Annotated in this window: 36 protein-coding genes and 1 riboswitch; of the genes, 34 read left to right on the plus strand and 2 right to left on the minus strand. The window is 40.3% G+C overall.

Annotation, left to right across the window (positions count from 1 at the left end; translation table 11 throughout):
• Positions 1-89: 89 nt before the first annotated feature.
• The 3 genes from BXO87_RS14810 (at position 90) to pbuX (ending at position 3810) form a co-directional block, all read left to right on the plus strand.
• Entirely contained in the window at positions 90-1592 is a 1503-nt protein-coding gene (locus BXO87_RS14810; protein ID WP_038458941.1) for a carboxypeptidase M32, read from the plus strand.
• Between the two features lie 133 nt (positions 1593-1725).
• Positions 1726-1825, plus strand: a riboswitch (purine riboswitch).
• 99 nt (positions 1826-1924) lie between these two features.
• A complete protein-coding gene (xpt, locus tag BXO87_RS14815; protein ID WP_038458939.1) occupies positions 1925-2509 on the plus strand; it encodes a xanthine phosphoribosyltransferase in 585 nt (194 codons plus the stop codon).
• On the plus strand, positions 2506-3810 hold the full coding sequence (gene pbuX / locus BXO87_RS14820) for a xanthine permease PbuX (protein ID WP_021494222.1): 1305 nt from the start codon (positions 2506-2508) through the stop codon (positions 3808-3810). The genes xpt and pbuX overlap by 4 nt, the downstream gene beginning before the upstream one ends.
• A gap of 43 nt (positions 3811-3853) precedes the next feature.
• Here the strand turns inward: pbuX and BXO87_RS14825 are convergent, their stop codons facing one another.
• A complete protein-coding gene (locus BXO87_RS14825; RefSeq protein ID WP_038458937.1) occupies positions 3854-5050 on the minus strand; it encodes a tyrosine-type recombinase/integrase in 1197 nt (398 codons plus the stop codon).
• A 371-nt stretch (positions 5051-5421) separates the two neighbouring features.
• Positions 5422-5799, minus strand: a complete 378-nt coding sequence (locus BXO87_RS14830; protein WP_014418220.1) for a helix-turn-helix domain-containing protein — start codon at positions 5797-5799, stop codon at positions 5422-5424.
• A gap of 153 nt (positions 5800-5952) precedes the next feature.
• On the opposite strand from BXO87_RS14830, the gene BXO87_RS14835 reads away from it, so the two are divergent.
• The 31 genes from BXO87_RS14835 to BXO87_RS14980 all read left to right on the plus strand — a co-directional run bounded on the left by BXO87_RS14835 (position 5953) and on the right by BXO87_RS14980 (position 23391).
• Positions 5953-6171, plus strand: coding sequence for a helix-turn-helix transcriptional regulator (locus BXO87_RS14835; RefSeq protein WP_025852635.1), 219 nt, complete (start codon positions 5953-5955; stop codon positions 6169-6171).
• 12 nt (positions 6172-6183) lie between these two features.
• Positions 6184-6498: a hypothetical protein gene (locus tag BXO87_RS14840; RefSeq protein WP_032863594.1), complete on the plus strand. Its 315-nt coding sequence runs from the start codon at positions 6184-6186 to the stop codon at positions 6496-6498.
• Positions 6495-7223: a phage regulatory protein/antirepressor Ant gene (locus BXO87_RS14845; RefSeq protein WP_014418219.1), complete on the plus strand. Its 729-nt coding sequence runs from the start codon at positions 6495-6497 to the stop codon at positions 7221-7223. Before BXO87_RS14840 ends, BXO87_RS14845 begins: the two co-directional genes overlap by 4 nt.
• A gap of 57 nt (positions 7224-7280) precedes the next feature.
• Positions 7281-7853, plus strand: a complete 573-nt coding sequence (locus tag BXO87_RS14850) for a helix-turn-helix domain-containing protein (protein WP_038458935.1) — start codon at positions 7281-7283, stop codon at positions 7851-7853.
• A complete protein-coding gene (locus tag BXO87_RS14855; protein ID WP_038458933.1) occupies positions 7850-8107 on the plus strand; it encodes a YqaH family protein in 258 nt (85 codons plus the stop codon). Before BXO87_RS14850 ends, BXO87_RS14855 begins: the two co-directional genes overlap by 4 nt.
• Positions 8104-8301, plus strand: a complete 198-nt coding sequence (locus BXO87_RS14860) for a YqaI family protein (protein ID WP_038458931.1) — start codon at positions 8104-8106, stop codon at positions 8299-8301. Before BXO87_RS14855 ends, BXO87_RS14860 begins: the two co-directional genes overlap by 4 nt.
• 101 nt (positions 8302-8402) lie before the next feature.
• Positions 8403-8591, plus strand: coding sequence for a hypothetical protein (locus BXO87_RS14865; protein WP_038458929.1), 189 nt, complete (start codon positions 8403-8405; stop codon positions 8589-8591).
• Positions 8588-9508, plus strand: coding sequence for a hypothetical protein (locus BXO87_RS14870; protein WP_025852621.1), 921 nt, complete (start codon positions 8588-8590; stop codon positions 9506-9508). Before BXO87_RS14865 ends, BXO87_RS14870 begins: the two co-directional genes overlap by 4 nt.
• Positions 9432-10265 carry a PD-(D/E)XK nuclease-like domain-containing protein gene (locus tag BXO87_RS14875; RefSeq protein WP_370648489.1) on the plus strand — a complete coding sequence of 278 codons (834 nt, stop codon included), beginning with the start codon at positions 9432-9434 and terminating at the stop codon, positions 10263-10265. The genes BXO87_RS14870 and BXO87_RS14875 overlap by 77 nt, the downstream gene beginning before the upstream one ends.
• Positions 10266-10462: 197 nt before the next feature.
• Positions 10463-11164 carry a DnaD domain protein gene (locus BXO87_RS14885; protein WP_038458924.1) on the plus strand — a complete coding sequence of 234 codons (702 nt, stop codon included), beginning with the start codon at positions 10463-10465 and terminating at the stop codon, positions 11162-11164.
• On the plus strand, positions 11049-11996 hold the full coding sequence (locus BXO87_RS14890; RefSeq protein WP_139337731.1) for an ATP-binding protein: 948 nt from the start codon (positions 11049-11051) through the stop codon (positions 11994-11996). Before BXO87_RS14885 ends, BXO87_RS14890 begins: the two co-directional genes overlap by 116 nt.
• Positions 11993-12136, plus strand: coding sequence for a hypothetical protein (locus tag BXO87_RS21045; RefSeq protein ID WP_192840832.1), 144 nt, complete (start codon positions 11993-11995; stop codon positions 12134-12136). Before BXO87_RS14890 ends, BXO87_RS21045 begins: the two co-directional genes overlap by 4 nt.
• 95 nt (positions 12137-12231) lie before the next feature.
• Positions 12232-12660, plus strand: coding sequence for a RusA family crossover junction endodeoxyribonuclease (locus tag BXO87_RS14895; RefSeq protein WP_038458920.1), 429 nt, complete (start codon positions 12232-12234; stop codon positions 12658-12660).
• Between the two features lie 50 nt (positions 12661-12710).
• Complete coding sequence (locus BXO87_RS20845; RefSeq protein ID WP_162918043.1) at positions 12711-12875, plus strand: hypothetical protein; 165 nt, start codon at positions 12711-12713, stop codon at positions 12873-12875.
• Between the two features lie 82 nt (positions 12876-12957).
• Positions 12958-13161: an XtrA/YqaO family protein gene (locus BXO87_RS14900; protein ID WP_025852610.1), complete on the plus strand. Its 204-nt coding sequence runs from the start codon at positions 12958-12960 to the stop codon at positions 13159-13161.
• Between the two features lie 35 nt (positions 13162-13196).
• On the plus strand, positions 13197-13454 hold the full coding sequence (locus tag BXO87_RS14905; protein WP_038458918.1) for a hypothetical protein: 258 nt from the start codon (positions 13197-13199) through the stop codon (positions 13452-13454).
• 162 nt (positions 13455-13616) lie between these two features.
• Positions 13617-14282, plus strand: coding sequence for a hypothetical protein (locus tag BXO87_RS14910; RefSeq protein ID WP_025852606.1), 666 nt, complete (start codon positions 13617-13619; stop codon positions 14280-14282).
• 247 nt (positions 14283-14529) lie between these two features.
• Complete coding sequence (locus BXO87_RS14915; protein WP_025852602.1) at positions 14530-14715, plus strand: hypothetical protein; 186 nt, start codon at positions 14530-14532, stop codon at positions 14713-14715.
• Positions 14716-14734: 19 nt separating this feature from the next.
• On the plus strand, positions 14735-15250 hold the full coding sequence (locus BXO87_RS14920; RefSeq protein ID WP_038458914.1) for a sigma-70 family RNA polymerase sigma factor: 516 nt from the start codon (positions 14735-14737) through the stop codon (positions 15248-15250).
• An 81-nt stretch (positions 15251-15331) separates the two neighbouring features.
• On the plus strand, positions 15332-15547 hold the full coding sequence (locus BXO87_RS14925) for a hypothetical protein (RefSeq protein WP_038458912.1): 216 nt from the start codon (positions 15332-15334) through the stop codon (positions 15545-15547).
• A 79-nt stretch (positions 15548-15626) separates the two neighbouring features.
• Entirely contained in the window at positions 15627-16499 is an 873-nt protein-coding gene (locus BXO87_RS14930; protein WP_038458910.1) for a hypothetical protein, read from the plus strand.
• Between the two features lie 76 nt (positions 16500-16575).
• Complete coding sequence (locus tag BXO87_RS14935; RefSeq protein WP_038458908.1) at positions 16576-16755, plus strand: hypothetical protein; 180 nt, start codon at positions 16576-16578, stop codon at positions 16753-16755.
• 131 nt (positions 16756-16886) lie between these two features.
• Entirely contained in the window at positions 16887-17036 is a 150-nt protein-coding gene (locus BXO87_RS20850) for a hypothetical protein (RefSeq protein ID WP_162839616.1), read from the plus strand.
• 262 nt (positions 17037-17298) lie between these two features.
• Positions 17299-17511 (plus strand): helix-turn-helix domain-containing protein, encoded by a 213-nt coding sequence (locus BXO87_RS14945; protein WP_038458906.1) that lies wholly within the window; start codon positions 17299-17301, stop codon positions 17509-17511.
• A 136-nt stretch (positions 17512-17647) separates the two neighbouring features.
• Positions 17648-18229 carry a BA5345 family protein gene (locus BXO87_RS14950; RefSeq protein WP_038464012.1) on the plus strand — a complete coding sequence of 194 codons (582 nt, stop codon included), beginning with the start codon at positions 17648-17650 and terminating at the stop codon, positions 18227-18229.
• A gap of 290 nt (positions 18230-18519) precedes the next feature.
• Positions 18520-18885 (plus strand): HNH endonuclease, encoded by a 366-nt coding sequence (locus BXO87_RS14955; protein ID WP_038458902.1) that lies wholly within the window; start codon positions 18520-18522, stop codon positions 18883-18885.
• Positions 18886-19111: 226 nt separating this feature from the next.
• A complete protein-coding gene (locus tag BXO87_RS14965; RefSeq protein ID WP_038458900.1) occupies positions 19112-19627 on the plus strand; it encodes a phage terminase small subunit P27 family in 516 nt (171 codons plus the stop codon).
• The gene (locus BXO87_RS14970) at positions 19624-21333 is read left to right on the plus strand and encodes a terminase large subunit (protein WP_038458898.1); all 1710 of its coding nucleotides are present in this window, start codon (positions 19624-19626) and stop codon (positions 21331-21333) included. Before BXO87_RS14965 ends, BXO87_RS14970 begins: the two co-directional genes overlap by 4 nt.
• 13 nt (positions 21334-21346) lie before the next feature.
• Positions 21347-21517, plus strand: coding sequence for a hypothetical protein (locus BXO87_RS20855; protein ID WP_014418199.1), 171 nt, complete (start codon positions 21347-21349; stop codon positions 21515-21517).
• A 4-nt stretch (positions 21518-21521) separates the two neighbouring features.
• Entirely contained in the window at positions 21522-22802 is a 1281-nt protein-coding gene (locus BXO87_RS14975; RefSeq protein WP_014418198.1) for a phage portal protein, read from the plus strand.
• Positions 22765-23391 (plus strand): HK97 family phage prohead protease, encoded by a 627-nt coding sequence (locus BXO87_RS14980; protein ID WP_014418197.1) that lies wholly within the window; start codon positions 22765-22767, stop codon positions 23389-23391. The genes BXO87_RS14975 and BXO87_RS14980 overlap by 38 nt, the downstream gene beginning before the upstream one ends.
• The last annotated feature ends 27 nt before the right edge of the window (positions 23392-23418 follow it).

Consider the following 23418-nt stretch of genomic DNA (forward strand, 5'->3'; position numbering starts at 1 on the left):
CTCCTGCGGCTTTTTTAAATCCGGGAAGTTGACTTTGTCACGGCGTTCCATTAGCCTGTAATTAATAGTGAAAAGGGAGGGGAACGGATATGGATTTACATACATATGAGAAAGAGTTTTTTGATCTGTTAAAAAGAGTATCCCACTATGTCGAAGCCATTGCGCTTATGCATTGGGACTTAAGAACGGGAGCCCCGAAAAAAGGCTCTGATGACCGGGCTGAAAGCATCGGACAGCTGTCGGCTGACGTTTTTCAAATCCAGACATCCGACCGGATGAAAGAACTGATCGACATCCTTCTCGCGCATGCAGAAGAGCTGCCTGAAGATACAGTGAAAGCGGCGGAACTTGCGAAAAAAGATTATGATCATAATAAAAAAATTCCTGAAGATGAGTATAAAGAATATGTCATTTTAACATCGAAAGCTGAAACGGCTTGGGAGGATGCAAAGGCGGCCTCTGATTTCTCTATGTTTGCTCCGTACCTTGAGAAGCTGATTAATTTTAATAAGCGGTTTATTTCGTATTGGGGCTATGAAGATCATCCATACAATGCATTGCTCGATATTTTCGAACCGGGTGTTACGGTAAAGGTACTGGATCAGCTGTTTTCTGAATTGAAGGAAGCGATCATTCCGCTTATCAAAAAAGTGACGGCATCCGGCAATAAACCGGACACTTCCTTTATAACGAAAACGTTTCCGAAAGAACAGCAAAGAGACCTCTCCTTGTATTTCTTAAAAGAGTTCGGGTATGATTTTGACGGCGGCCGCCTGGACGAGACGGTGCATCCGTTTGCGACGACAATCAACCGGGGCGATGTACGGGTGACGACCAGATATGACGAAAACGATTTCCGCACGGCGATTTTCGGAACGATTCATGAATGCGGGCATGCGATCTACGAGCAGAATATTGACGAAGCGCTGAGCGGAACGAACTTATCTGACGGTGCATCCATGGGAATTCATGAATCCCAATCGTTATTTTATGAAAACTTTATCGCCAGAAATCAACATTTCTGGACCGCCTATTATGAAAAAATGGTTGAGGCTTCGCCTGATCAATTTCAAGATGTGAATAGAGAGGACTTTGTACGCGCCGTAAATGAGGCGAAACCGACATTTATCCGAATTGAAGCCGATGAGCTGACATATCCGCTTCATATTATTATCCGTTATGAAATTGAAAAAGCAATTTTCAGCAATGAAGTGACAGTGGAAGAACTGCCTGCATTGTGGAATCAAAAATATCATGATTATTTAGGCATTACGCCGCCATCTGACGCAAAAGGCATTTTGCAGGACGTACATTGGGCGGGCGGCGATTTCGGCTATTTCCCTTCCTATGCGCTCGGATATATGTATGCGGCACAGCTGAAACATACCATGCTTGACGATCTGCCTGAATTTGACCAATTAATAGAACGGGGCGATTTTGAGCCGATTAAACAATGGCTGACAGAAAAGGTTCATCAGCACGGAAGACGCAAAATGCCGCTTGACATCATAAAAGATGCAACGGGAGAAGAGCTGAACGTTCAATATCTCATTGAGTATCTTGTCGGTAAATATTCAAATTTATATTTATAAACGAAACGCCCGGCATACACCGGGCGTTTTTCTAAAAATTCTAAAAAGACGAATAATCGAAAACCAATTCTTTGTAAAAGTTCGGAAATATTCAAATTTCACTATGCAAAAGAAGTGTATCTTGTTATAATTTGATTAATATCATACGAACACTCATATAATCGCGTGGATATGGCACGCAAGTTTCTACCGGTCACCGTAAATGTCCGACTATGAGTGAGCAATGGAACGGCTTTATTCGGCCGTTACGGTAGATCATTCGGCATTGCTTGCTCTTTTTTTGGAGAGCGGGCAATGCTTTTTTTTATTTTTTATAAGCGGGGGTAATCATTGTGGAAGCATTAAAACGAAAAATAGCAGATGACGGAATCGTTCTTTCTGATCAAGTGCTGAAAGTGGATTCTTTTTTAAACCATCAAATTGATCCGGTTCTCATGCAGCAGATCGGCCGGGAATTTGCGCGCCGTTTTGAAAAAGACGAGATAACCAAAATCGTCACAATTGAATCTTCGGGTATCGCCCCTGCGGTGATGGCTGGCCTTGAACTCGGCGTTCCCGTCATCTTTGCGAGAAAAAGGAAGTCTCTCACATTAACGGATGATCTGCTGACGGCATCCGTCTATTCTTTCACGAAAAAAACAGAAAGTCAGATTGCCGTCTCCGGAAATCATCTGTCGAAAGATGACCGCGTGTTAATCATTGACGACTTTTTAGCGAATGGACAGGCGGCAGAAGGACTTTTATCCATCGTAAAACAAGCAGGCGCAGCGGTTTGCGGGATCGGAATCGTCATTGAAAAGTCATTTCAGCCGGGAAGAGATGAGCTGGTGAAAAAAGGATGCCGGGTCGAATCGCTGGCGAGAATTCAATCGCTTGAAGACGGAAAAGTGACATTTGTACAGGAGGTCCGTTCATGAAAAACGGCTATGCCAAAACACTTTCCCTCGGTATCCAGCACGTGCTTGCCATGTATGCCGGCGCCGTCGTCGTTCCCTTAATTGTAGGAGCGGCATTGGGACTGAACGCAGAACAGCTGACATATCTCGTATCAATTGACATTTTTATGTGCGGGGCGGCTACGCTGCTTCAAGTATGGAGGAATAAATTTTTCGGCATCGGCTTGCCTGTTGTGCTCGGCTGTACGTTCACCGCGGTAGCGCCGATTATTTCGATCGGTAAGGAATACGGGATTTCAGCCATTTACGGAAGCATTTTGGCATCGGGTCTGCTTGTCATTCTGCTGTCGTTTTTCTTTGGTAAGCTCGTATCGTTTTTCCCGCCTGTCGTAACCGGATCTGTCGTGACGATTATCGGGATGACCTTAATGCCGGTCGCGATGAATCATATTGCCGGCGGGGAAGGCAGCAAGGATTTCGGTGATCCGGCTAACCTTGCCCTCGGATTTACGGTGCTCGTCATCATCGTGCTGCTTTATCGGTTTACAAAAGGATTTTTGAAATCCATTTCGATTTTAATCGGCATTGTCATCGGGACGGCCATCGCATATTTTATGGGAAAAGTGCAATTTGACAATGTGGCGAATGCTGATGCCATTCAAATGATTAAACCGTTTTACTTCGGGACGCCGACATTTCATGCGGCACCGATTATTACGATGTCCATCGTTGCCATTGTCAGCCTTGTTGAGTCAACAGGCGTCTATTTCGCTCTCGGTGACCTGACAAACCGGCGCCTGTCTGAACGTGATTTAGCAAAAGGCTACCGCGCGGAAGGCCTGGCGGTATTCATCAGCGGCATTTTTAATGCTTTTCCGTACACGGCTTATTCCCAAAACGTCGGCCTCGTGCAGCTGACAGGAATTAAGAAAAACGCGGTTATCGGTGTCACGGGCGCACTTTTAATGCTCTTCGGCCTTTTTCCGAAAATCGCAGCCTTCACGACCATCATCCCGTCTTCGGTACTGGGAGGCGCGATGGTGGCCATGTTCGGCATGGTCATTTCCTACGGCATTAAAATGCTCAGTCAAATTGACTTTAAAAAGCAGGAAAACCTTCTGATCGTCGCGTGTTCGGTCGGATTGGGACTCGGTGTAACCGTCGTTCCCGATATGTTTAAGCACCTGCCGTCTTACTTAAATCTGCTGACCACAAACGGAATCGTCGCCGGAAGCTTTACCGCCGTCCTTTTGAATATTATTTATAATATGATTCCTAAAACGAAAAAAACCCTTGATGTGACAAGGGTTCAAGAGGGTTAGTTATCCGTTTTTATTAAAAAAATCACATTTTAATAACATTTCTTTATGAAATTCCGAGATCGAGGATGCTTCCGAAAGTTTGCTGAACTTTTTGTGAGGCATCCTCTTTCATTTTATTTGTAACGTGGGTATAGATTTTCATTGTTGTTTTCACATCATCGTGGCCGACTCTTTTCATCACGGTCGCAATATCGACACCTGCTTCAGCTAACATACTGATATGTGAGTGTCTGAATATGTGAGGAGTCGCATGTTTTTTTATGGATGTTTTTTTTAGAATTCTTTCCATCCGATATATGATGCTTTTTGGCAGGTAAGGGTACCCGTTTGCTCTTGCGAAAATAAAGTTTTCATTATGGTACTCAGATAATTTTGTTTGTGATTGCAAATGCATCTTTTTCACTTTCGTTTTATATGCTTTCAGCATGGCTATAATTTGATCGTCTATAGCAATTGTTCGAATTGATCCAGGTGTTTTGGGTGGAGTTAATTCATACTCTCTCATGTTATTACTTTCTGAATAAATGGTTTTAGTTATCCGGAGTTCTTTTGTTTCGAAATTGATGTCAGACCATTTGAGGGCACATAACTCCCCGGATCGCATACCTGAAAAAGCAAGTAAATAAAATCGTTCCAGATCCATGTGTAGACCGTGATTTTTAACTGCTAAAAGAAATTCCTCGATCTCCGATTTTTCGAGGTATTTTTCAGCTATGTTGTTATTTTCAATTTCTTCAACGGTTATTCTTTTTTTAGGCACTATAGCATCTGCAATAGGATTGCTTTTAAGAAACTTTACTTTAACAGCATACTTAAATATCATGCCTGCTGTCGTATGTACTCCATTCATAGTGCTTCGTGAATACCCTTGTTCTGATAGTTTGTTAAGTATTTTTTGATACTGTCTCAAGGTTATTTTATTGATGATGGATTTGGCAATGTAGGCATTTAATATTTTTATCTCTTCTCGTCTGATTCGGACAGTGTTCTTTTTCTTCCCTGTTAACATATACTCTTCCAACCATTCGGCTGCGACTTGATCAAAAGTTATCTTTTTCACTCTTGATTCATCGATGCCATCTTCATTTAAAGCTGCAATTGCATCACGGACTCTTTGCTCGGCTTCTTTTTTTGTTTTGCCTCGCCGCGGAATTTGCTTTCGTTTGCCGGTGACTGGGTCACGAGGGCCTTCTCCAACTGCTAACCATTTTTTACCCTTGATTAATTCTTTGGTATACATTCTTTCACCTCTTAGATTAAGTATAGGAGTTGTTTTAAATACAAATGAAATTAATGAGTAGGGGGAGGAGAGTTAATGTATTCTGGAAAAGAACTTATGTTCTGGTGTTTTGTTTAAAGAAAAGCCCTAAAAGGGCTAATCAAAATTTAAAAACAGGACTTTTCTCAACGACTCGATTTTTACTGATGAGATTCCGTTCAAGTCCGGATCAGTTTCAGATGAGAATAAGATTGAAAACCCTTGAACCATAAGGGATTAGGAACATGGTGAAATTATCCTTTCGGATCGGGTTCATTTGTATTCCGGTTCAAGTTCCGATCTTATTAGTAAACAGAAATAACAGAAATAACTTAATAAACAATATAGAATAATTACTTTTCCTCTTTTTTGTTTTTGAAATTCTCTGCAATCATTTTTTCAATTCCATCAAGTCGCCTTAGAGCATCTGCAAGATATTTATCTTTTTCATCCTCCGTCATCAGTTCCTGTCCTTCGACATTATCAAAACGAACATCATTCTGCTTACGGAGTTCTTTAGCTTTATCTTGGTAGTACTCTTGACCTCTCAGCAAGTAATCTGTAGAGACTTCAAAGAAATCAGCTATTTTAACTAATGTTTCATAGTCTGGCTGTCTATGGCCTCTTTCATAATTAGCATATGTGCCCCTGTGAACGCCAACCTTTTCAGCCATTTGTTCTTGTGTTAACTTCTTGCCTTTACGGAGTTGAATTAACCGGTCTTTAAACATAATTTCACCTCATTCATTAAACATTATAACGTGTCGAAATGAAACAAATAAAGTTTTGTGTCAAAACGACGAAAAAGTTATTGACATTGTTTCTAATGGACGATATCATAAAAACAAATGATTCGTTTCGACGCAAATAGGGGGGTGAATCTATTGAGGAAATGGTTGATAGACATCCGTGGAGACAAAAGCCAACAGGAAACAGCTGAGGAAATTGGTATCTCTAGAGGTGCTTACGCGAACATTGAATTAGGAAAGAGAAATCCTTCAGTAAAACTAGCAAAGAGAATTGCTAACAACTTTGATGTCGATTGGACGCTTTTTTTTGAAGAAAATGTCGTCGTTTCGAAACAAAAATCAAACACAGCATAGGAGGTACCAAATATGTTTACCATGCAATACGACGATAACTTCATTGATCAAATTGCAGCAAAAATTGCTGATAGGGCAACAGATATGTTAGTCGAGCGGCTGGGAGCGTTGAATGAGCTTCCTCACATCTTAACCAGAGAAGAAGCGATGAAAGTACTCAGATGCGGTCAAACAAAAATGTCTGAACTCATGTCGCGACCTGATTTCCCGGTAAATGATGAGTTCGGCAAGAAAATTCCAACCCAGCTGCTTTTTAAATGGATTGAAAGAAATACCCGTTGGGTGGAGGAAAATACCCAGTATTTCCGTAAGGGGGCAACCGCATGAATCAACTTGTTTTTATTGAAGGCGATCAAGTTGTAACCGATAGCCTGACTGTTGCTGAGGTATTCGGAAAGCGTCATGATCATGTTTTACGTGATATTAAAAACCTTGATTCTAGTAAAGAATTTAATCTCCACAATTTTGGGGAGGTTGAATATAAGGACAATAGGAATCGCACTTATAAAAAATATCTCATCAAGCGTGACGGTCTTACATTCTTAGTTTTTGGTTACACAGGTGCAAAGGCAGCGCTGTTCAAGGAAAAGTATATTTCGGAGTTTAACCGAATGGAAAATGAGCTTCAGAAACTAAAGCAGCCGTCTTATATGATTGATGATCCAGTCAGCCGAGCAAAGCGATGGATCACCGAACAGGAAGAACGGCAACAGCTTGAACAAACATTGAGGATTCAGGAGCCGTTGGTCAGTTTTGCTGAATCGTGTATGGCGTCTGAAAAATCCCTGCTTGTCAGAGAGGTTGCAAAACTTGCATCAAAACAAGGCATTGTTATTGGTGAGAGGCAGTTGTTTCAGAAATTACGAGATTGGAAGATGATCTTTTCCAACAAAAATGAACCTTATCAAGAATATGTGAACCGCGGTTACTTTGAAGTAGCACAGGGAGTTCGAGAAGTAAGCGGAAAGTCAAAAACGTGGCTCACAATGAAGATTACACCAAAGGGACAAGCCTACATCATTAACAAGTTGAAAAAGCAACAGGCAAGTTAGTATTTTCATTACTTAAATTTTATCAGTAAAAAACTGAATATATCAGGAGGCAAACATATGGAGAACAACCCATACAATTTGCGAAATTTACCGCAGATTATGCGTGGTGTCCGAAAATCGGCGGGCCTTGCACAGTATCAAATCGGTAATTTAATTGGGGGAAAGGATCAACGATATGTTTCTGATGTGGAAAATGGCTTTAGCAAACTCACTCCTGAACTATGCATTAAGTGGTTTGAAGTATGTGAAGCCTATGAACATATTGATCTCGTGCATTATCTTTTCCGTCTGCACCCAACAGCAGCTGCGCCCATTGATCCTGCATTAAATGAAAGTGCAAGTGCCGCGGTAATCAATATGGTCCATCAGCTGGAAGAGGCGTTGGAAGCAACAAAACACCTAGCCCGTTGGCTGGCAAGTGACAGGCCGGGTAGGAGGGCAGGGGAACTGCCAATGGGTGATATTAAACAGATTTTCGATCTTATCCCGGCAAATAAGACACTCATCTATTCACTAGCCCGCGGACACGGTTTAAAGATACAAGAACTAGCGGATAGGTGGACAAGAAAAGCGCTAGTTGATCAAGTAGCAATGGCAAATCATGAGGAGAGGCAGGCAATTACGATATGAACAACAATCAATTTCTTAAATCAGATTTAGAAGCTGCTAAACGGAAAGTGGATTCAGCAGAAGAATTGGCGATTATGCTATGTGAGGCCTTGCGTGATGGTGATTACGAGGAGGCCATTAGCTTAGCCGGAAGCATAAAAGTTTTGACGGAGGATATTAACCGGTTAGCAAACAAAGGCCGTTTGTACGATGTAGCTATGAAAATGCAGCAGCGAGGTATTAATTTAACTGTAATAAGCAGGTGCTCGCAATGAACATTGAAAATCCAATGGTTTTGAACAACTGGCACGATAAAACGTCAGAACCTGAAATGAAAAAGGATTTTTTTGGGGACATCATAATGCCAACAGATGATTATGTAATCGACAGCGGCGAGGTAATTTTGAGGGATAATCTTGAACGGTACTTAAAGGAGCAGTTTGGTTTTGAATTTCAAACAGCGCAATAAAAAAGCCCACTCGGCAAAGTGGACTTCGTCAGGCGTTTTGATTATTGATTGGAACCTAATTATATCAAAACGCCTCATAGAAAACAATGGAGGTTTTATAAATGGCAAAATCAATTACAGTGTCATTCAGCGACCGGGCGGACGACCAGGAACGTTTAAGTCAGGTTGGCGGTTCAATTACATTTGATAAGTATGGCCGTCCTGTTTTCAGTTTTCCGTCAATGGACGCATACCGAGAATGGCAGAGGCGCGGCACAAAAGCTTATTTGAGAGAGGTGGCAGCAAAATGAATGGATTGTCTCAGGTAGATTACTCAGATTATATGCCCGCACCTCAACAGGCAACCAACGTGACTACCGAAGCTATGGTCAGTCGCCAAGCTCAAGAGGTACAGGCTGCTATGGTCATTGCTAAGAAATTCCCGCGGGATGTATACGCGGCGTTCGATCGGATTAAGAAAGCATGTGAACGGAGACTGTTGGCTGAGAACGCGGTGTATGAATATCCCCGAGGCGGCTCAAAAGTATCTGGTCCTTCTATACGTCTTGCTGAAGCGTTGGCGCAGAACTGGGGGAACATTGATTACGGGATTATGGAATTGGAACAGAAGGCAGGAGAATCGTCTGTCATGGCTTATGCCTGGGACCTCGAAACGAATACCCGTCAAACCAAGATTTTCACGGTTAAGCATGAACGGAAAGCGCGCGGTGCTATTACAAAGCTTGATGATCCAAGGGATATTTATGAAATGGTTGCTAATCAAGGCGCGCGGCGGTTGCGTGCCTGCATACTTGGAGTAATTCCAGGCGATATCGTAGATGCTGCGGTTGATATGTGTCAGCAAACGTTAATCAGCGGTCATAAAGAACCTTTGGAGGATCGTCTCAGAAACGCTTTATCTCTTTTCAAAAAAGAGTTTGGCGTTACAAAAGAAATGATCCAGGAATACATCGGCAATTCGATCGATGCTTTCACTGAACAAGATTTCTTGAAAATTGGACGCATTTACACGTCCCTTCGTGATGGGATGGCAAAGAAAGAGGATTACTTCAATATCAAGGCCACAGGCGCGACTAAGTCAAAGGCTGAAGAAGAATTTAAAAAGCAAAAAGAGCAAGTTGGGAAGGCAGATGAAAAAAAGAAAAAGGCTGGTGATCCTGCTGATGAGGACGATTCCGGCGCTAAACAAGGAGAATTACTATTCTAACGAGATTGATAGATATTACATGTCAAATTCTCAATATAAGAGCTTTCTGCAATGCGAGGCGGCAACAATGGCCAAGATTAACGGTGAATGGGTGCCGCCGGGTTCAGAGGCTCTCCTCTTCGGTCAATATGTTCATGCCTGGCTTGAAGGGAAACAGGTATTTGATGAATTCAAGAGAAACACGCCATCACTTTTTACACAAAAAGGCCAGCTGTACAAGCAATATCAGTTAGCTGATCTGATGATTGAGGCGATTCAACATGACGAACTCTGTATGTTCGTTCTGCAAGGAGCAAAAGAAGTTATCGTAACGGCCGAACTCTTCGGTGTTCCGTGGAAAGGCAAGCTGGACGTATACAACCCGGCCGGCAGCCGTTTTGCAGATCTGAAAACAACCCGTTCACTTCGAGAAAAGGTGTGGAATCCGGAAATAGGCTATTGCTCGTTTGTCGAAGCATACGGATACATCGGACAGATGGCGCTTTACGCAGAAATGGAAAGGCGTATGACTGGGCGTAACGAGTGGCTTGAGCCTCTTATCGTGGGTGTGTCTAAAGAGGATCCGCCGGATAAGGCAGTCATTAATATCGATAAGGGCCGAATGGAAGTAGAGCTTGAAGAGATTGAGCAGCGTATGGGTCGTATCCTGCAAGTGAAACACGGCGGTGAAAAGCCGGAGCGGTGTGAGAGATGCAAATATTGCCGTGCAACAAATCAGTTAAACAGTATTATTCATTTCTCGGAGCTGATCAGCTGATGGAAAAGGATTTAATTAAGGTTCCGATTCCGCATTGTTATTACTGGCTGGTTAAGACAGTTAGGCGTGATATGAGGAAGGGCTTATATACACGGTATGTAACGGACTATCTGAAGACAAATGAACCATCTTTAGAATTAACAGATATTGATTTTAAGGCTCTAACAGCAGTGTGTAAAAGGAAGTAGGTGAGCGATATGGATACGCAAGGATTAGGATATGTCATTTTACCCCGCCTGCCATTTAAAGATTCACGGGATGAGACAATATACGATCATTTATTCAAACGGGCAGAGTATAGAGCGGATCAGGATTTAGAGCCCGGTCAGACAATCATTAAGCTTGTGGAATTAGCAAAGCGTTTTAATTGGTCATCCGATCAGATCAAATACTCGTTAGACAGAATGGTCAAGCAGGAGTATTTAAAACTGGACAGGCTGCCGCAAAAACGCGGCTTTATTGTCACAGTTTTGAATTACGCGGATTACATACAGCTTGGCAATTACAACAAGAAGAAGGACCTTGTCCAAGTGTCGGAAGAAAGAAAGGAAGTTGATGAAAAAGTGAAAAATGTCTTTGAATTATTCGAGAACAAAGTCGCCCGTACTATCGGACCAATTGAAGCTCAGCGAATTGGCTATATGGTTGAAGATTACGGCGAGGAGAAGGTCATGGAGGCTATGAAACAGGCTTTCAGGAACAAAGGCAGCAAGGTTGGTTTAAATTACATTGAAGCAGTTCTATCAAATCCGTTTACGCAGAAGAGAAAGGAGAAAAAACAACATGATAGCTCACAAAACACAAAGTACGGACATGGCAATGGCGGGCATTCTCAAAAAACTACGGGACAGGTCAGCCCAATTTTCAGCGGAACAGGCCGTCTCAGAAAAAAAGGCTGAATATGATTGCCTTGACTGCAAGGACAAAGGAATCATTGTTTATCGGGTTCACCAAGATACTGAACGGCAGCTGAGAAAAGAACAAAAAACAATGGAGAGTCTAAACGCTGATCAAATGGTGAGGGAAGAGGATTACCTTGCAGGAAAAGTGTGCTTACCGGATCAGGCCCGGGAGTGGAAAACCACGTATTCCAAGCAATGTGAGTGTGTGAAACGGAAAAAGATCGCCCGGCTTATGGAAGCCAGCGGTATTACCGAGGAATTTGAAATGCTTTTATTCGGTAATTTCATTACAGACGGCAAGCCTGACATGATTAAAGAAGCATATGAGTGCGCTATGGAATACTTTAAGGATTTTCAAAAAGTTAAAGGAGAACGTTCGAACAGCATCGCCCTCCTTGGGCAGCCTGGCAGCGGAAAAACGCACCTATTAACGGCAATCATGAACAACCTTATTAAGAAAAAGTCTGTTTACTGCATGTATTTCCCTTACGTCGAAGGGATGGGGAATTTAAGAGACAACTTTGATCAACTAGAGTCCAAGCTTGATGCAATGAGAAAAGCGGACGTTCTATTCATCGACGATTTATTTAAACCAGTAAAGGGAGAACCGCGGGCCACGGATTGGCAGGTTGAGCAGATCCAATCGGTCGTTAATTATCGCTACCTGAACCACAAGCCACTGCTGATTTCATCAGAATTAGATACAGCAGCATTATTAGATATAGACGAAGCGCTCGGATCTCGGATACATCAGATGTGCCGTAACTATACGGTAATCATCAAGGGAGACCGAATGCAATTAAATCATAGGTTAGGAGAATGGGAATGAGCTTAAAAACGAACGTTCAAGGATCCGGAGGGATTTATATGTTCGGCCCCGCTGAACAGACAGGCGGACAGGATCTCACACCGGCGATTAGGGTCCTGGAGGAGAAAATAAGGCAAATGGAGCTGGTGAGAAGTGCTTAAAGCAGTTGCTGCGCTGCCAGTCATATTACTGACTGCACCTTACAAGGAAAAGCAGATCGAGCATTGGGAACAGATTGACGGGAGGTAAAAGGCTGTTGAGTTCTATTCAGTTTATTGTTTATGGAGAGCCGATCGCACAAGGACGGCCGCGGGGATCCATTCAAAACGGAAAGGTTAGAATGTACGATCCTGTAAAGTCAAAAAATTTTAAGCAGTATGTGGCACTGGTTGCGTCTCAGCATCGACCGAAGCAGGTTATTGTTGGTCCTGTCGCAATGGAAGTCAGAGTATTCAGACCGATGCCGAAAGCTGTATCCGGATCCAAGAGGAAAAAGGAGAACGCTGAAAAAGGACTTTTACGCCCTGTAACAAAGCCGGACGTCGATAACTATGTAAAAGGTGTCAAAGACGCTTTAAATCATCTGATATACAAGGATGATAGTCAGGTAGTCGATTTGAAGGTCAGTAAGTTTTACAGTGAAGAGCCGCGGGTGGAAGTCATTATAACTGAGATTGAGTCATGACAGGTAGCTTTTCTATGGATCGTAAATCAAATAATCAGGAGGTTAACAACATGCAAGAAAACAACAACAATCCTTACGTACCAGGACCGGTAAAGGAATGGAAGATGACGCCGGAAGAACTGGCAGCATATGTCGAAAAACATCCAATCATATACCGAGAGGAACTAAAGCCGTCTCCGGCGTTCACAATGAGCGGCTGGGAAAATCCGTACTAAGGATATAAAAAAACACCGAAGCTTATGCCTCAGTGCTTATGATTCGAATTGGTACTTCTATCATAGCACAGGAGGAGTCTAGGTGTACAACCCCAAAGAAATTAAAAATCATGAAGGAAGTATTCAGCAAAGTATGGAGCCTGGGAAAATCCGTATCATCGTTTTAGATGGTACTGAAGGAACAGCGCATGTATTGGATGTCCCAGAGCACGGAAAGACCATCATCCAAACCTCAAAAGGCAGCTTTGCACGAGTCGATCACGAAATAGGGTTCAAGGTGAAATAAAACGAATGTAATTATTCAGCAAAGGGGTTTTTGAATTGATGCCATTACAAGTCAAATTACAACGTGTCGTCAAAGCAACGAAAGATGAAGCGATGACCGTTGAACAGGCAGCAGATTATTTGAAAGTTCCCAAACAATATATACCGATCCTTGTAGCGCGTTCAGATGATTTAAAGATGATTGGTGATGAAACAATCATCGCAAAACGGGATAAAATGAATAGTTGGTTGATATGCACGGTAGTTGTGGTTGTGTTCTTTATAATCTCTGTCCTGCCTGGGATAGAGGGATGAAAGGATGAAAAGCAAAATATATCAGTGATTTGTAAAAATAACATCCGTCAAAGTGACCCAAAAGTAAAGGGGATGGATGGTTTCTTTTCTGAATGAACAAACGAAAATATTATGAAATTTTTTCATAATATAGTATGATTTATTTTAAAAAGGTTGTTGAAAATGGATTGGATAACGAATCCCTGGATTGTTAGTTTAATAACTGCAATAGTAAGTACTTTTATTGTAAATTCCCTAACAAAGTTTTTTGGAAGAAAAGATTATATTAAAAGAGTTAACAGAGCTAATAATCAAATAATTAATACTTTGAAAGATTTTATATCAGAGGGAGAAAATCCTTCTTTACCTCTTTTGGAGTCACTATCCGCTGCCAATGCTAAATCAAATAAAGTTAAACAACATAGTTTGTATAGCATTGATGATATTTTAGATCTTCTTATTAAAGATATTTCCGAAACTAATTTTCTTTCTATAGATCAGAAAATCGAAATATCTAACAACTTATTAGATCTTAAGAGGGATATTAAAACAAAACAAGATGAAGAATTGGAGTTTAAGCCAATTATAACTGACAAAGGCATAATTACATTTGATAAAGGAATAAAGCAAATTAAAGAAATGGATAAAATAAAAAGAAACATGACTACTACTTCATTGATTTATATAGCTTGTCTAATTAGTTATATGACAATAATGAAATATCCAAAGTTATCTGGTTTTTTTCAGAATAACCTGTCAATGATTAAAGATATTTCGATTGCCATAGTAGTTATAGTCCTAATAAGCTTTATGATTAAATTTGGTTATAGTAAGACTTTAAAAAAGTAAAAAAAAAATTTATAGTCCAAGACGGAAAGCCTGCGGACACTGATCATTGCACAAATTACTGTGCTCTGATTGGTGTCCGTTTTTTATTTGAACAAAGGACGGCATGAAATAGTAATGAAAAAGCCTAATAAAAACGCTTAGGAGTGTTCTGTAAGGTTTTTAGCGACGATGAAGGCCTAAACAAGCAAATACTCAGACGAGGCAAGAGCGGACCATTTAAACACAGAAAGAAGAAGGGGAGTTTAGGATGAAATACGGATTCGCTTATAAACACGGAAAGCTTGTAAATATCTTTTGCGGCAGAGAAGAACTCTATAATGAGTTGAAATCCTTCTTGGTCAAAACTTTCAACTTAAAAGTTTCAGAGGTATCTAGACGCCAATATATTGCTGAACAAAAAAGTAATAATTGGAACGATACATATTCATTTTGACTTAAAGGAATGATGAAAAGTGCAAGATTTAATCATTGAATATAAAAGAGCGTTAAAAGAAGCAAGAAAGATGTACCGGTCATTCTCGGAAACACCGGGAGTTGAAATGACAGCTGAACAAAAGAACGATAAGAAGATAATTGGCAGTATGATCAGTGATATTGAATTCACTCTTGAATGGCTTCAGAACGGAAGACAGCCCGGCGCCCGCCGAGGTGCTGACAGAAGAGACGCATATCAAAGGACGATTCTTGCTGATCCGCGCTTAATTGATGCGCTATCGGAAGAATACGCAATCGTTCAAGAAGCTGAGGGAGAGGTAAGTGATTGGGATAAGGAAAGAATCGCTGATGCCCTATCCGTCCTCACAGAAAGAGAAAAAGACATATTCATGATGCATGCTGTTAAACACATGTCATTCGAAGAGATCGCACAGTTATTGGAGATCAAAAAAGGAACTGTGCAGAAAAATATTGAGCGATCTCGTTTAAAAATGAAAAATAGAGCAGAATACAGCCTATTCTGTTTAGTATGAGTTTTTACAACATAATATAAAGAAAAAATTGACACAATACTACAGTATAAGCCATTGAATAAATTGGAAGGTGAGGTTAAAATGAGTATGAATAAATTTGAAATAGTTACAAATGGGGGAGATAAAATGGCGGTTAATGATAATGTTGAAATTTCTTCTACAAGCAGCGATCATTTAAATGGACAAGTTGGAGTTATTAAAGGAATTGTGTCAGGAAGGCACGGGACAGAAGTTCAAGTGTTATTAGAAAGTGGAATTGAAACATGGATCGACGCAGAAGAAGTTATAACATTCTAAAAAAAATAAGTGGAAAATGTCGTAAAAAGTAAAAAAATATAATATAATTTAACCATCTTTAGAAAAAGGTGGTTTTTTTATGGAGTTTAGGGTCTATCAATTGACTTACGCTAATGATTTGACGGAAAAAACAGCTGAGTTGTATGAGTTTTTAAAGAATTACGGAAGGAAGTATGGGGAAAGAGATTATTATTATACTATAACCAATGAAATTGATGAAGAAAACCATGTTATTACTCTTTGTTTCAGTGAAGAACATGATCCAATTGTTAATGCATTAGATGAAGAAAATAACTCATATGCACCAGATATAGAGCCATGTATTAATACGATTATGGCATTTGATTTACGTGAAAAAAGATTTCTAGTGCAAAATCGTGATTATCCCGCTGACAACCTAAAGAAAGAAACAACAATGACAAGAATTGGGTTAATTATGGAGGCTGCCTTTCAAGAAGTCTATAATTCAGAATTTAACTATTTAGATACGGATAGGGAAATTAATGAGGATACGTTTAGACAAGCATTTGAAAGATATAGAGTGAGTACTTTATGGGTGAAAATTCCCGGTACTAGAAGATTCCTGTATGATTATGCAACAATTTTTTCAGAAGATCGCCTAAATAGACCTTGGATAGAGGCTTGGAATGCAGATGAGAGCGGAATGCATGAAATTTTACTTAAAGCTCCAGGAAAAGGCGGAGATGGAGACTTGAGAAATTCTCCTGTTGCAAAAAGTGTTATGAATATGTTTGGTGTTGAGGTGAAGCAACTAGATTTCTGGGATGAAGAAGGTAAGTTTCATAAGATATCAAGTAGCTCACTTAAAAGATTCAACGTAAAAGGAATTGATCATAGAACTTTAGTTATTACTGCTATTCAGCATACTTCTTTAGCGATTAGAAATAGAAGAACTGAACTACGAGATTTCGTTGCTTCATCTGACCTTTAATGTTTCGTTCGACAATTTTTACAATTGTTTCTTTGTAATACTCCTTAACCGAAAATAAGATGGAAGGTGGTACAAGATGAAATTTGATGTTCGCTTTAATTTTATAGATGGTACATCATCTGAGTATTCAATCAAAGCCCAAGAAGAAGAAGATTTGCTTGATAAACTAAAAAAAGACCAACTAATAATCAATCTTGAACATAAAGTTGTTTTGATCAACTTAAAAAGTGTAACAAGTTTCGATATATTTAAATAATTTAAACCACGACACCCTTCGGGGTGTTTTTTGTTTTAACTGTGAAAAAATTTTAATTATTTATCATTTTATATTGACGGTGGTAAATATAAGTGTTATAATTAAAGTATCGAAAGGAGGTGTTAACGAGCATGGAAATCGTTGAATTCATCCTTAGGGATACAGCTTGGTTAGTCGGAATTCTCGTTGGGATTACGACACTGATCAAGAACATCAAAGACCTAAAGGGTGATAAAAACAAAAAACGACGTTCTCCCGCCAAGAAGAAACGTCGCAAATAACCCATGAGGGGAATTACTTCCCCTCCTTGTATTATAACATCTTAATGGGTCTTAAACAAAACCGTTAAAATTCCATGCTCGGAGATAATGAAAAAAATATTAGACTCAACAACACTGTTATTTTTCGTCTTGTTCTGCTTACAATTCGCTCGTATGGACTATAACAACCTGACTGTACTGGACATAATATCAATAGTGCTAGCAGTTATCTGGCTCACGCTGACGATTATAAACGTAATTATGAAATGGAGGAATTCAAAGGATGGATAAGTTTGTATTTAGTGATGTCGAAGAATTGAGAGAGTTCTTTGATAAAGAAGTCATAACCACCTCGGAAGCGATTGAAATCATCGGGTGCACTCGTCAAAACCTTAAACAGCTAGTTGATCATGGGACATTGAAACCAATCAAAACAACGAATAGAGATCGTCTTTTCTTAAGAAAAGATATTACGGCTTATAAAAAGAAACGTTAATTGCAACTATAATAAAATGATGCTTTTTCGTCTTACGGTTGCCACCTATTTATAAAGGACTTTCGTTCGACAAATTTTGCGAATGGTTCCTTTCTAATGCTCCTTAACCGATAATAAAGTGGGAGGAGCGATGGACATGAATTTCGAATCGAAATATTTAGTTAGATGGGGTATGCCGGGATGGGTATATATGATTTTTGTAACAGCATTCTATGCAATTAATCATCCAGATCAGTTCTTTCAGAAATTGAACTCGGAAGATTTTCCGCTTGTTGGTTTTGTGGCATTCGCTGCTGCTTTTGGAATAATCTTAGGTCATCTTATCCATCAAGTGAGTTTGTTTTTTGGGTTTGTACTTCTCCAGTATACTAAAAAAAATAAAAGATGGCGCCGTTACTTTAGAAAAGAATTCAAGATAGACAAAAGAATTATCGAAGAAGGAGAAATAGGGGCAAAAATTAAAGATATATATAGTTATAGATTAGGGCAACTCCATGCAAGAAGGGGATTGCTTGCAAGTCTAATTCTTTCTTTCATAACCATCATAGTAATGGTGTTATACATTGACACTAGTTATATTAACGATAAGACTTTAATTCTCTCGGCAATTAATGGATTGTTAATAATGATAATGTTGATTAACTATCACTATTTTGATAGGAATCTGGATTACTTCATGACTCGTATAAATGATTTTGAAAATAAGGTAAAACAATAGGCACCCTGCTTGGGTGCTTTTTTATATTCCCTGTAAACTGATTCCGGTAAATCTCAAGGAGACAATTGGCGGCTAACGGCTTGAGTACGGTGTCGGTTTAGAGGGAATGTAAGGAGGTTGCATGATGGGATTCATAGCACAGTATGGAGAGAGCATAGAAAAAGGGACGCAGACATGTAAGGGCATAGATATGGCGGGACAGAATGAAGGGGTATTGAGGGAATCAATGTATATGAACTTCAATTCTTTTTGGCATTCACACCGAAACAAAGGAATAAGGATGTAAGTTCATGCCTCTCAAGCCCCTAAAGGAATGTGCCGCCCGTGGTTGCCATGCCCTTACTCGGGATAGGTACTGTGATGCACACAAGACACAACAACAAGAAGAAACAAAACATTACAACAAACATTCAAGAAACAAAACAATAACAAGTTTTTATAAATCAATTGAATGGAAACGAACAAGACAACTTGCTTTGATACGAGACAATTATCTCTGTCAGCATTGTTTGAAAGCACACTGCTTTACTCCGGCTGACATGGTGCATCATATAGTGGAAGTAAAGCAAGATTGGTCGAAACGATTGGATATAAAGAACCTTGAAAGCTTGTGTAATGCCTGTCATAACAAGGCTCATGGCAGTAAAGGCAAGTGACCATCCCCCCCTAACAAATCTCTGGAAGGGAAACGAACGGAGAACGGCGATCCCCCTTCTGTAAACAAACACCGCTTTTCAAAGTTCCGAAAACAGCAAAAAGCCCCCTCGGCAAATTTGCCGAGAGGGCTTGATACGACTGGTTTTATGATTGATTTCATCGTATCACGATTGGTGAAAAAACAAGCAAAAAACGTACTTTTTTGAAAAGAAATGAGGTGAAAACATGCCGAGACCTGCTAAATCTGCAACGCTTCAATTAATCCAAGGTAATCCAAACAAAAAGAATACGGATGAGCTGGCTGCCCGTGCTGAGCACGAAAAAAAGATAAAAATGCGTTCCGACAATATTAAAGCGCCACCTTGGTTAAATAAAGTGGCGAAAAAAGAATTTAAAAGGGTTGCTGCTTTGTTATCTGAGGTGGAGATTATCACTGAAGCAGATATCAGCATGTTGGCCGCCTATTGTAATGCATACTCTCAGTATATTTCGATTTCAGAAATCATTGAAAAAGATGGGATCATGGTGCATACCGAGGGACATGATGAGGATGGAAATCCTATTCAGTTGATTGGTGAAGAGCATCCGTTATTGAAGCGGCAAAAGAATTACTATGATCAAATGAAATCAGCTGCGAATGATTTCGGCCTTACGCCATCTGCCCGGGCAAAACTCGCTATTACCCGCACACAGGAGGAACGAGAAAAGACGGCTGCGGAAAAGGAGTTTGGTAATGTATGAAGACAATAAAACAATTTCTTATTGATTACTCACGCGACGTTATATCGGGTGAGATTGTCGCGTGTGAAAAACACGTATGGGCTTGTCAGCGCTTTTTAAATGATATCAGCCGGGAAGGTACCAGAGAGTTTCCGTACGTCTTTGATGATGAGAAAGCGCGTCGATTTCTTTACTGGATGACACAATTCAAGCATACGAAAGGGCCGTTGCAAGGTGAAAATATTGTGCCGGAGCCTATTCAAATATTTATTTTCGGCAATGTGTACGGGTGGGTGCATAAGGATAACGGTTATCGACGATTTAAAAAAGTGTATTGGCAGGTTGGCCGTAAAAACACAAAAACACAAAGCCTGGCATGTGTTGGATCCTATGAGGCAATGGCTAACGACGAATACATGTCCGAGGTTTACATAGGTGCAACAAAAACGGAACAGGCGAAAATCTGTTGGAACGAAATTAAAGCGCAGATTATGCAAAGTGACCTTTTGAATAAGCCGGAGAAGAAATACCGAATTGCTTACGGTAAGATTGAACATCCCAAAACACAGTCAAAAATAGAGGCGCTTTCGAAAGATGCAGGTAAAACGGGGGACGGGTTCAACCCGCAATGCGGCATCATCGATGAATATCACGCCCATAAAACTTCAGAGATTTACGATGTACTCGCTTCTGGTATGGCTGCTCGTGCTCAACCGTTAATGATGATTATTACGACAGCAGGGTTTGAGCTAAATAATCCCGCCTATCGTGTGGAATACGATTACGTTTCACGTATACTGGATCCCAATAAAGTTGAGCAAAATGAAAAGTATTTTGTGATGATTAATGAATTAGATAAAGACGATGACATTAAAGATGAGCGCAATTGGATAAAAGCAAACCCTATTGTGGCAGCTAACGAACATGGGCTGAATTATTTACGTGGAGAATTGGAAGTAGCGCTTGCTGTGCCGGAGAAAATGAGAAATTTCATGACAAAGAATATGAACATTTGGGTTAATATGCGCGAGAATGGTTATATGGATATGCAAGCTTGGGCTGATTGCGGTTCGGATGAATTTCCTGAGCTTAAGAACCGAGAATGTTATGTCGGCATTGACTTGTCAAAAACGATTGATTTAACCGCCGCATCTTTCATCTTCCCGTTAGATGACGGCAGTTTTGCGGTTGATAGTCACGGCTTTATGCCAGAGGATACATTCCATGAGCGGATGAACACGGATAAGGTCCCTTACGATGTATGGGAGAAAAAGAACTGGTTAACAACAACAGATGGTGCTGTCGTCGATTACGATTATATCAGAGCGTATATTAAGAAAATGGAGAAGGAACATGGCTGGCGTATCAAGGAAATTGGATACGATCCATATAACGCTACTCAGTTCGCTCAGCAAATGGAGGCAGACGGATATGTAATGGTTGAAATCCGCCAAGGGGTGGCAACTCTCTCAGAGCCGACAAAAGATTTCAGAGCAAAGGTCAAGTCCAAAAAAATCATACACCCGAAAAATGATCTTCTAACTTGGGCAATGGGGAACGCTGTAACAAAAGTGGATGCTCAAGAGAACATCATGCTGGATAAATCAAAATCAACCCAACGGATTGACCCGGCAGCCGCGCTTGTGAATGCGTATGTACGGGCTTCTCAAATCAATAATGAGGTTGATTTAAACGCATATATCAAGTCAGCTTCATTTTCTTTCTAAAGGTGGTGTAGAAGTGAAGAAAATACTGACAGCCATGATGCTTTTTTTAAATGATTTTCTTTTTATCATAGGTGCTGCTTTTATATTGGCAGCTGCATATCGTTTGCACACAGACATCGGTCTTGTTTTGACAGGTGTCTTTTTTATATTTTATGCACTGCTGCTCAGTAAGAAAAGGAGGTGATTAATTGTTTTTGGAAGGGCTGTTTTCTAAGAGATCAAATGATGAAGAGCCTTGGGGCCTCGCAAATCCTCCTGATTGGATTATAGATATGTTCGGCGGCTCAAAAACAGCTAGCGGTGAACGTGTCAGTGAATCAACGGCACTCATCCATCCGGATGTTTTTTCGTGTATAAATGTTTTGTCTGATGACATTGCGAAGCTTGCCGTCCATACATTCAAAAAAAAGCAAGGAAATATTATAAGCAGTATGGATCATCCTGTTGCCCAATTGCTTTATCTAAAGCCGAATCAATACATGACGGCTTTTACTTGGAAAAAGCTCATGATGACTCATGCTTGTACGTGGGGGAATGCCTATTCTTATATAAAAACAGATCGGAATGGCTTTATAACAGCTCTATTGCCATTAAACCCCGCCAATACGCAAGCCTATGTAAACCCAAACACAGGTATGCTGTGGTATGAAACTGTCATTAATTCAAAAAGTGTTGAATTGTATGCAGATGAGATCCTGCATTTCAAGGGTATGACAGAAGACGGGATCAACGGTAAGAGTCCTATCGGAGTTATAAGGGAGCATATTGGCGCGCAATCGGCTGCCACAAAATTTAATGCGAAATTATATAAAAATGATGCGACACCACGGGGAATCTTAAAAGTTCCGACTTTAATAGACGAAGATGCAAAACAGCGGGCGAGAGATGAATGGGAAAAGGTAAATGCCGGGCGGAACATTGCAATTATAGATGCCGGTCTTTCTTATGAATCAATATCTATGCCGTTGCAAGAAGCTCAGTTTGTGGAGTCTATGAAATTTAATAAGGCACAAATCGCATCTATTTTTAAAGTTCCATTGCATAAAATCAATGAGCTGGACCGGGCAACATTCAATAATATTGAACACCAATCGATTGAATACGTAAAAAACACGCTGCAGCCGTGGCTGGTTTCTTTTGAACAGGAAATTATTACGAAACTCTTTACTGATGAAGAGATTAAAGATGGGTTCTATATCAAATTCAACGTAAACAGCGAGCTGCGCGGTGATGCGAAATCTAGGGCGGAGTATTATGAAATTATGGAACGGATCAGTGCATTAAATATAAATGAAATTCGTGCTTTTGAAGAGAAAAACGCAATTGAACACGGTGATAGGCACCTTGTATCGCTTAACTATACATTCCTTGATTCATTGGAGGAGTATCAAATGAACAAATCAGGTTCCGTTAAGGGAGGTGAGGACATACATGAGCAAGGAAGTTCGCCACCTAACAACGAAGATTGAGTTGCGTTCTGCTGGTGAAGGAGAAGAGAAAAGAGATTTTATTGAGGGTTACGCCTTAAAATTTGAAAAATGGTCTGAGCGTTTAGGTGGATGGTTTAAAGAAATCATCAGCCGGGATGCATTAGCTTCCACGGACCTTTCAAACGTAGTAGCGCTTTTTAATCACCGCCAGGATTATCCGTTAGCGAGAAACACCGTTTCTGGCGATGCTGGGCGGCTTGAATTAGAGACAGATGCTATTGGTCTAAAATTCCGTTTTACCCCCACAGATACGACGTATGCTAAAGATTTAATGGAGAATATCAGAAGCGGAGTCATTAATCAGTGTTCCTTCGCCTTTTCATTGAATTATAACAAGAATGAGCCGGATGAATGGCGTCATAATGATGAAGAAGATGTATATGAACGTCGAATCAATAACATCGAGCGTATTTTTGACATATCACTTGTAACAACACCTGCTTATAACGATACGGAGGCTGTGATCGGTGAACGCAGTCTAGAAAAAGTCGAACAGATTAAAGAAATGCGCGATGCGCCAATAGAAAAACTAAAAATGGAATTGGAACTTTTAGACCTAACGTTATAGGTCTATTTTTTATGTTCAAATCTAAGG

It is taken from the genome of Bacillus sp. GZB, from assembly GCF_001975995.1.
GTDB classification, from domain to species: domain Bacteria; phylum Bacillota; class Bacilli; order Bacillales; family Bacillaceae; genus Bacillus; species Bacillus velezensis.